Here is a 1,855-nt window from a genome sequence, read left to right as displayed (position 1 = left end):
CCCCCTGGGCGAGCCGCGGCGGGGTCCTGCGCGCCGTGACGCTGGCCGGGCGCGACCTGCCGGCACGGGTCCAGGTCTTCCGGGACCACGTGCGCGAGGCGCTCACTGCCTGCGGTCCAGGTTCCAGTGAGACGCACTCTAGCGATCAATACAATCAAGACTTGTAGAGACTAAATATCCCCGCCTTATTGACTGATCGATCGAGACAATCTTACCGTCCGGCTTAGCGGGGTGTTCAGGACCTCGGCGCACCATGGCGCTTGGCGGCATCCCGGGCCGCTCGGCGGACGATTCCGCCTCGATCCCCTGCCCGGGCGTATCCAGTACCCAGCGGACATCCAACATGCCCCTTCGCGACCGGCGCCTCCGGCCCTTGCTCCTCGTCGGAACGATGGTTCTGGCGGGTCTGTGCGCCGCGCCGCACGCGGCCTGGGCGATGCTGTCGAGCACGACCCGCGTCGTGCTACAGAAGGGACGCCATTACGTGCCGACCGACCTGTTCCTGCGGCGCGGCGACACGATCACCCTGCGCAACGAGGATTCCAGCCAGACACACCACGCCTTCATCGAGGCGGACCGGTTCTCGTTCGATGCGGGCGATCAGGAACCCGGCACCGAGACCCGGCTGGTCCTGGCGGAAGCGGGGGATTTCGTCATCCAGTGCGGCATCCACCCGAAGATGAAGCTGACCATCCACGTCCAGTAGGGCGCGGGGCGGTCAGCCCTCGCGGCCGAGGCCGAGACCGCGGATCAGATCGCCGATCGGATCGATCTTCCTGGGGGCCGGCGCGGGCGCCGATGGTGCGGTCATCGGCTCGACGGCTGCCGTGCGGGCCAGGCCGGCGTTGCGCAGGCGGGCCGTCCGGCGAAGGCTGCGATCCGCCACCTTCGACCGGTGTGCCACCACCGTCTTCCGAGCCTTCTCGGCGGGGGCGACCATCTCGCTCGGCAGCGCCGGAGCCGCGATGGCACCCGGCGGCAATGCGGCGGCCAATCGCGGCGCCAGCAGGTCGGGGGCAGGCGCACGCCCAATCTCCGATGCGGGGGCGTCGGACTTGCCGAGGCCGGCCAGCCGGGCCGGCGGATCCGCCCAGCCCGATGGGGTGGCCTGCGTTGCGACAGTCCGGACCGGGCGCTGCTGCGCCTCGTAATTGCCCGGATGCAGAGTATGGGCCGCCACGACCAAGCCGAATACGGCGATCGCAGTCGTCGCAAGGGTGGATCTGTAGTGTTCCATGACGGCAGAACGAACAGCCAAGGTCATGGTTCCGCTTGGCCGTAACCTCGGGCCGGAGCTTCAGAGTCCGGATCTCCGTCCGCAGTCTCGAAGACAGGACAGAAAAAAAGGCCACTCCCGAAGGAGCGGCCCGAAGTCTAGGGAGGAAACGCCCAAGAAGGGCAGCGGGATCGCGACGCCATCGCCATCCCGCACTGCACAGATAGGCTACCGCATTGCGGCATGCAACAGACCGGAGGCCGTTTCCTTATGCACGGACGACACCCATCGGACCCCAAGACATGCATTTAGAGCATGACTGAAGGCCGATCAGCCGTCGTTCTGCGGCTCGTCGTGCCCGATCAGCCGCTCGACCTCGGCCAGGGCGACCGCGCGGGCCACACCTTCGGAGGCGTGCGGGCGGTACGATCCCCGAACCAGCTTGCCGCGGTCCCGGATCGCCCACGTGAAACGGCCCGGGTCATGCCGGCTCGGCCTGACCTCAACCGTGTAGAGATGCCCGCCATTCGCACCCATGCCTCGCATGTGCGAACTCCCCTGCTCCGGCCCAGGGGGTGCGACCGTGGGCGGCAGCCGGGCCCTTACCGGGCCGGCTTCCCGCGGCCGGCCTCGGGCCGG

At 68.6% G+C, this 1,855-nt stretch carries 3 protein-coding genes; 1 reads left to right on the top strand and 2 read right to left on the bottom strand.

The annotated features are described in order from the left end of the window. The first annotated feature begins 343 nt into the window (after nt 1–343). A complete protein-coding gene (locus tag FV228_RS28460) occupies nt 344–706 on the top strand; it encodes a hypothetical protein (RefSeq protein ID WP_147857546.1) in 363 nt (120 codons plus the stop codon). Nucleotides 707–718: 12 nt separating this feature from the next. Here the strand turns inward: FV228_RS28460 and FV228_RS28455 are convergent, their stop codons facing one another. Both FV228_RS28455 and FV228_RS28450 read right to left on the bottom strand, forming a co-directional pair. Continuing rightward, nucleotides 719–1,258 (bottom strand): hypothetical protein, encoded by a 540-nt coding sequence (locus FV228_RS28455; RefSeq protein WP_246689995.1) that lies wholly within the window; start codon nt 1,256–1,258, stop codon nt 719–721. Between the two features lie 288 nt (nt 1,259–1,546). Next, nucleotides 1,547–1,753 carry a hypothetical protein gene (locus FV228_RS28450; RefSeq protein WP_147857547.1) on the bottom strand — a complete coding sequence of 69 codons (207 nt, stop codon included), beginning with the start codon at nt 1,751–1,753 and terminating at the stop codon, nt 1,547–1,549. Nucleotides 1,754–1,855 lie beyond the last annotated feature (102 nt).

Origin of the sequence: Methylobacterium sp. WL18 (assembly GCF_008040015.1) — a bacterium.
GTDB classification, from domain to species: domain Bacteria; phylum Pseudomonadota; class Alphaproteobacteria; order Rhizobiales; family Beijerinckiaceae; genus Methylobacterium; species Methylobacterium mesophilicum.
The sequence above is the reverse complement of the archived record's forward strand: the minus strand, read 5'-3'. Positions and strand labels throughout refer to the sequence as shown.